Annotated in this window: 3 protein-coding genes and 1 pseudogene; 1 reads left to right on the top strand and 3 read right to left on the bottom strand. The window is 67.9% G+C overall.

The genetic code is table 11. The features are described from left to right. Positions 1-90 precede the first annotated feature (90 nt). The gene (locus ABZ371_RS27665; RefSeq protein ID WP_358684463.1) at positions 91-1851 is read left to right on the top strand and encodes an ABC transporter ATP-binding protein; all 1761 of its coding nucleotides are present in this window, start codon (positions 91-93) and stop codon (positions 1849-1851) included. Here ABZ371_RS27665 and ABZ371_RS27660 read toward each other — a convergent pair. The 3 genes and pseudogenes from ABZ371_RS27660 to ABZ371_RS27650 all read right to left on the bottom strand — a co-directional run bounded on the left by ABZ371_RS27660 (position 1811) and on the right by ABZ371_RS27650 (position 5387). Next, positions 1811-2200, bottom strand: a complete 390-nt coding sequence (locus tag ABZ371_RS27660) for a hypothetical protein (RefSeq protein WP_358684461.1) — start codon at positions 2198-2200, stop codon at positions 1811-1813. The genes ABZ371_RS27665 and ABZ371_RS27660 overlap by 41 nt on opposite strands. A gap of 17 nt (positions 2201-2217) precedes the next feature. Then, positions 2218-3747: pseudogene (locus ABZ371_RS27655) on the bottom strand (NF041680 family putative transposase). 512 nt (positions 3748-4259) lie between these two features. Then, the gene (locus ABZ371_RS27650) at positions 4260-5387 is read right to left on the bottom strand and encodes an acyltransferase (protein WP_358684459.1); all 1128 of its coding nucleotides are present in this window, start codon (positions 5385-5387) and stop codon (positions 4260-4262) included. Between the last annotated feature and the right edge of the window lie 727 nt (positions 5388-6114).

Below are 6114 nucleotides of genomic sequence, written 5' to 3'. Positions count from 1 at the left end.
CGGACCGCGGTCCGGTCGCCCCGCCCACACAGCTCTTGCTCACATCACCAGAGATGACACGCGATGCGACACAAAACGCCCACCACGCGTATGAGTTCCCTGGCCGCCGACCACGTCTACAGCGGACAGAGCCCCGTGCGCACCCTCGGCCGACTCCTGCGTCCCGATCTTCCCCGACTCGTGCTGGCCGTTGTCGTCTTCATCGCCAAGCACAGCCCCCTCTGGCTGCTTCCGCTCATCACGGCGGTGATCCTCGACGTGGTGGTCGAACACCGCCCCGTGACCGAACTGTGGATAGCCACCGGGGTCCTGCTGACCATTCTCCTGCTGAACTTTCCGCTGCACCTGATCTACGTACGGACCATGGGAACCGTCGTTCGCAGCCTGGGCACTCTGCTGCGCTCCGCATTGTGCGCCCGCATGCAGCAGCTGTCCATCGGCTACCACTCGTGGACCAGCTCCAGCGTCCTGCAGGCCAAGGTGATCCGGGACGCGGAAGCGGTCGAGCAGATGCTCATGCAGAGCGCGGATCTCGGCCTCGCCGCCCTGGTCACCCTCATCGGCGGCCTCGTGGTCATCGGCCTGCGGGTGCCGTCCCTCCTACCCGTCTTCCTGATCGTCGTCCCGGCGGCAGGGCTGCTCGTGATGAGGCTCCGGGGCCGGTTGCGGGACCAGAACGAACTCGTCCGGCGCCGGATGGAACAACTGTCCTCCCGAGTGGGAGAGATGACCTCGCTCATCCCCATCACCCGCGCTCACGGCCTGGAGCACGCTGCGCTCGGCCGTGTCAACGCCTCACTCCACGAGGTCCGCTCGGGAGGCATCCGACTCGACCTGCTCAACGGGCGCTTCGGCTCCCTGGCATGGATCGTCCTCAACACCCTCGGCCTGCTGTGCCTCACGGGCTCGGCGCTGGTCGCGTACCACCGCTGGCTGCCCGTCACCGCCGGCGACGTCGTCATGCTCAGCGGGTTCTTCGCCATTCTGACCGGTGCCGTCACCACACTGCTCAGCCTCGCCCCGATCCTCAGCAAAGGCCTGGAGTCCGTGCGCTCCATCGGTGAAGTGCTCCAGGAGCCCGACCTGGATCAGAACGCCGGCAAGGAGCGACTCGTCTCCGTAGAAGGGCGCATCGACTTCGAGGACGTCAGCTTCGCCTACGAGGAGCCGGACGGGACGGACCGGCACAACGCCGTCGAGGCGGTGACGATCTCGGCCCGGCCGGGCGAGACCGTCGCGCTCGTCGGGGCTTCGGGGGCGGGCAAGTCCACCGTCCTCAATCTGCTGATCGGGTTCATCCGCCCCACCAGCGGCCGCATCCTCCTCGACGGAACTGACACGACTCTGCTCGACCTCAGAAGCTACCGCCGTTTCGTGTCAGTCGTGCCCCAGGAGTCGATTCTCTTCGAGGGCACGATCGAGGAGAACGTCACATACGGGTTGCCTGACATCACCAAGGACGCCGTCCGCCAGGCGCTTGAGGACGCCAACGCACTGGAGTTCGTCGACAGCCTGCCCCACGGCATCGACACCGTCGTCGGCGAACGCGGCGCACGGCTCTCAGGGGGCCAGAAACAACGCCTGGCCATCGCCCGGGCCCTCATCCGCGACCCGCGTGTACTCATCCTCGACGAAGTCACCTCAGCCCTCGACAACCACTCGGAAGCCCTGATCCAACAGGCACTGAGCCGCCTGGTCGACGGGCGGACGGTCTTCGTGGTGGCCCACCGCCTCACCACGGTCCGGGACGCCGACCGGATCGTCGTCATGGACCGAGGCCGCGTGGTGGAAGGAGGAACCCACGACGAACTCATGAGCAGAGGAGGCTCGTACGCGAAAATGCACGCGTGAGGTGAGAAGTGCGGATTTCCTCCACCGCGGCGTGTGCCGGTGCGGTGGCGGAGATCGGTAGTGCTGGGTTTCGACGTAAGTCAAGAGAGTGCCTCGCACAGGTCGGCCAACTTTCCGCGAGGTCAGTGGGCGGTACGCTCTGCGCAGTCCCGGCCTCCGGAGCCGTGCCCTCGTAGGCTTGTACGGGGGTGGTGTTCTTCGGGCCTCGTACGGCGACGTAGACGAGCAGGACACCCATGACGGCGGCGCCGATCCACATGGATTGCTGCCAGCCGTCGACGAATGGCTGCTGTGCGGCGTGGATCACGTCCTGGGCGTGGCTGCCGGTGGTGGGTTCGACCTCGCTCACCGGCAGACGGTACCGGCTCATCGACATCGACGAAGCGGATGGGTCCGGCCTCGCTGTGATCGACCACAAGGGCGCGCATAGCTTGATCTTTGACCTGTGCGGCGTGGACGCGGGGTCGTTGATTTCTTCGTTCGTCGTTTTGCGGAGCCTGGTCTGCCAACTGTGTGCACGTCGTAGCGGGCAGTGGGCTGGTTGTTCTTGCGGCCGGGTGGGCGTCCTGGGCCGGGCCGGGCGGTTTTCGGTGCTTCGGCTGGACAGGCGGCCTTCGTGCGGAGGTGCCGAAAGCTGCGGCGGACTCGGGCGGGGGTGAGCCTGTCGGGCGGGGTCGGCTTTTCCCACGGCCGTCGGAGGTCTGCCGCCAGTGGGCGTGCGAGCCGGAGCTGGGCGAAGGCGGCGAGAATCAGCCAGGTCCAGCGATCGGCGGCTTCGGGGCTGCGGATCTTCGGGCAGGTCCAGCCCAAGGTCTGTTTGAAGAGCCGGAAGGTGTGTTCGATGTCGAAGCGTCGCAGGAATGCCTGCCAGAGCAGGTCGACGGTGGTTCCGGTGGCGTCGGTGCCCGACCACCACAGCTAGACCGGCTTCGGTGTCGCGCCGCTGGGCAGGTGCTCGACCTGCAGACGGATCACGGTGCCCTCGATGACCGGTAGGGCACCCAGCTCGGCGGTCCAGGCCGAGCGGTGGGTCAGCCTCGGGTGGAGCCGGTCCCAGGCCCGTGCGGTGGCGCTGCCGTAAAGGCGGGTCGCGGTCACCGTCTGGGTGTCGGGTGTGTTCCAGGCGGCCGAGTCACCGAAGACGAACTCGCCGCCGTGGCGGGGCGGCCGCCCTCGGAGGCCGGGCTCACGGGGCGGGACCGCGCGTCGCAGGACACGGTCCGAGCGCATCCGACCCAGCACCTGCACCGGCAGATCCTTCAGCAAAAAGGCCAGACGCGGCACGTCGTATCCGGCGTCCACCACGATCAGGATTTCCGGGTCGGCATCCTTCCACTGGCCGGCCGCGATGAGCCGGTCGACGAGCTCGCGCATCTGCCTGGTGGTGACGGTGGCGGCGTCGTCGCCCGGTGCCAGACGCAATGCGTCCAGCGGTGCGGTCCAGGAACTGCGGCCGGTCTCGAGTGCGCAGATCACCGAGTAGGGCCATCCGGGAACTGGGATGTGCTGGTCCTTGCCCCGTCCGTAGGTGTGGCACAGGATTCGCTGCGGCGAGGTGTGGGCGCTGGGCCGCAGCCAGCAGGTGAGGTCGGCGGCCAGGACCAACCGGCCGTCCGCCGCCCTCGGCAGCGGCACCGTGGCCAGGGCCCGTCGCAGCCGGGCGACGTCGACCCGGCCCGCGGCCAGGGCGTCGTAGAGCCCGCCGTGGCCGCGACGGTGTTCACCGACCAGAGACAGTTCCACCAGGGTCCGGACCGGCCCATCCGCGCACAACACCGCGTCCACGAGTTCGAACAGCGCGTCCGCACGCCTGGTCAGACAGGAGTAGAACTCACCCCGGAAGCGTGACAGTCCCGCAAACGGATCCTGCCGGACGACGTGATGCGACAGACTCATCCCCACGGCCTTCGTGCTGAGCGTTGTGTGTTCCTTGGTCGGATCACATGCTCAGCCGAAGGCCGCCTGCGTGTACCGCAGTTACCAGTCCGAGTGATCAAGTACGACAAGCTGTTCGGGCCTCAGGGATAAAGATCAAGCTAGGTCGTGGGCCCACTTCGGCATCGTCAGGCCCGCCGGGTGCGTGGTCGGTGCCCGGGAAGGGGATCCGGTCGGCGGCCGCATGCCCCAGAGGCGGTCCGAGGTGCCGGGTAGTCCGACGGCAGGCCGGCCTGCGTGCCGCGACGGCCGACCCCGGGTGTGCGGCCGGCGGAGCTCGTAGAGGTCGTCGACGGCGATCATGGGGATCGGCTTCGGAGTGCGACGGCGAGGCCCTGTTGGGCGTTCCGGGTGGCCGTCCCCGGCGGGCCGCCGCCGGGGGTGGTGCCCGTCCGCCAGCTGACGGCCGCCGCACCGGCGTGAACCTGCTGGTCGCCGTCCTCTTGAGGAGGTTCGGCGGTCGCCGCGGCCGCTCAGGCGAGTGTCCGATGTCGCCGCGGTGCGGCATCCCTGCCGGGTGCGACCACCAGTCCCCGTAGCCGCCGCTCGGCCGGATGCTCGATGCAGAGGTACGCGAGGGCGGCGAGGGCCTGGCTGACGACCAGCACCCCTGCCCAGAAGAGGAGCGTCTCACCCTTGGTGGCGGGCTTGCCCCACTCGAACACCGCCACCCGGATCACGATCTCGTGCAGGAGGTACCAGGCGAACGACCAGTGCCCCAGCCTGATCGTCCATGCTCCGCCCAGTGCGGTCCGCCGGCCGTCGAGATCGGCCCGGGCCGCGGCGGCGATCAGCGCCGCGAAGAGCGGCGCGGAAAGCAACTGCGAGGCGCAGTACGGGCTGTACCAGGCAGAGTCCGGCACCGCGTTCGACCACGGAATCAGCGCCAGGTGCCAGGCGACGACGAGTCCGACGGACACGGGAAGCGACATGGGAGACCGCCAACCGCGTTTCAGCGCCAGCCCGGTCACCACGCCCAGTACGAACTGGAGTGACCGGGTCAACGGCAGGTAGTCCAATGCCCAAGTACGGGTGGTTGGCGCCAGCCCGGACAGTCCGACCCACAGAAGCACCGCGCCACATACCGCCCCGGCCGCCGTCCACCCCCATGTCCTGCCCCGCCGCCCCGCGAGCGTCGCCAGCAGTACGGGGAAGATGAGGTAGAACCAGCCCTCGTCGCTGAGCGACCAGGCGGCCGGGTTCCCTCCCTTGAAGATGACCGGCTGCGGGAACCACGCGTGCACCAGCAGCAGAGTCCCGGCGATGGCCTTGAGCGAGACAGCCTGGTCCATGAGGACCCGCCAGACCGCGACGGATGCCGCGACGCTGACGGCGAGCATGGGCCAGATCCGTGCGAAGCGCCGCCAGAGGAACACCCGGACGGCGACACGCGAACCGTCATAGGTCCAGGCCAGCACGGCCCCCGACAACACGAAGAAGAACGTGACCCCGCTACGGCCGTACCACACGGCGTCACTGATCCCTGGCACGGTCCCTACCTGCCGCGACAGGTGATACAGCACGACGAGCAGGGCCGCCCAGAACCGGAGCCCGGTGAGGGAGGGCAACCGGTCACGACCGTAGGCCGTTATGAAGCTCAAGGTGGTTCCTTCACGATCGAATCGAAGGGCGCGAGACTAACACTGCGGTTGATGACCCTGGTCATGCCTCCGACCGGCATGACCGACAGCACGGTGTTGCCGGCCTTCCTCATCGCCCGTATGCCCACGCACAGCACCAGGGCCGTTCACCAAGTCCAGCCCCTCCTGGCCGAACACGGCTGCACCGTTCCGCCCTCGACGGCCAGGTGCCGGACGCCTGCTGACGTCACCGCGTTCCTCGCCAACAGCAGCTCCACGAACGGTAAACCAGCATGTTGATTCTCTGGAGCCCATAGGCACCGTCTCTCGGATCTCCCGACGTGTGAGGTGAGAGGTGTTTCCCTGATGCCAGTAGGCCTAGACCGAACAGAACCGCAGTTACAGCCCACGCGCTCGGGCTGTCGGCCGGGCCAAGGGTCAGAGTCCACGGCTTGCCAGTAGGTCGCCCGGATGGTTGATAGGCGCGGCCGAGGTCGGCGGTGGCCAGTAGAAGGAGTCCCCAAGCCGCTGGCGCATCCGACGCCCAGCTCCAGGCCGTCAACGACGAAGGCATACAGGAGCACTACTGCAAGAACGGCGACCGCCGCGCCGCGTGGCTTCTCGTCGAGTACACCGACATCGAGTGCGTCGACAGGGACTGTAAAACGATCGGTGTAACTCCCGATCATGGAAGATGCATCGATGACCAGCGACAACGTGACCGAGGCCGAGACCGTCGAGCCGTCTG

It is taken from the genome of Streptomyces sp. NPDC005899, assembly GCF_040629645.1.
Classification (GTDB): Bacteria; Actinomycetota; Actinomycetes; order Streptomycetales; family Streptomycetaceae; genus Streptomyces.
Note: the sequence above shows the minus strand (reverse complement) of the source record. Positions and strands in the feature narration are given on the sequence as shown.

Bases quoted from the DNA above. Each gene is read 5' to 3' on its own strand.
- ABZ371_RS27665 (WP_358684463.1), top strand. From the start codon at position 91: ATGAGTTCCCTGGCCGCCGACCACGTCTACAGCGGACAGAGCCCCGTG.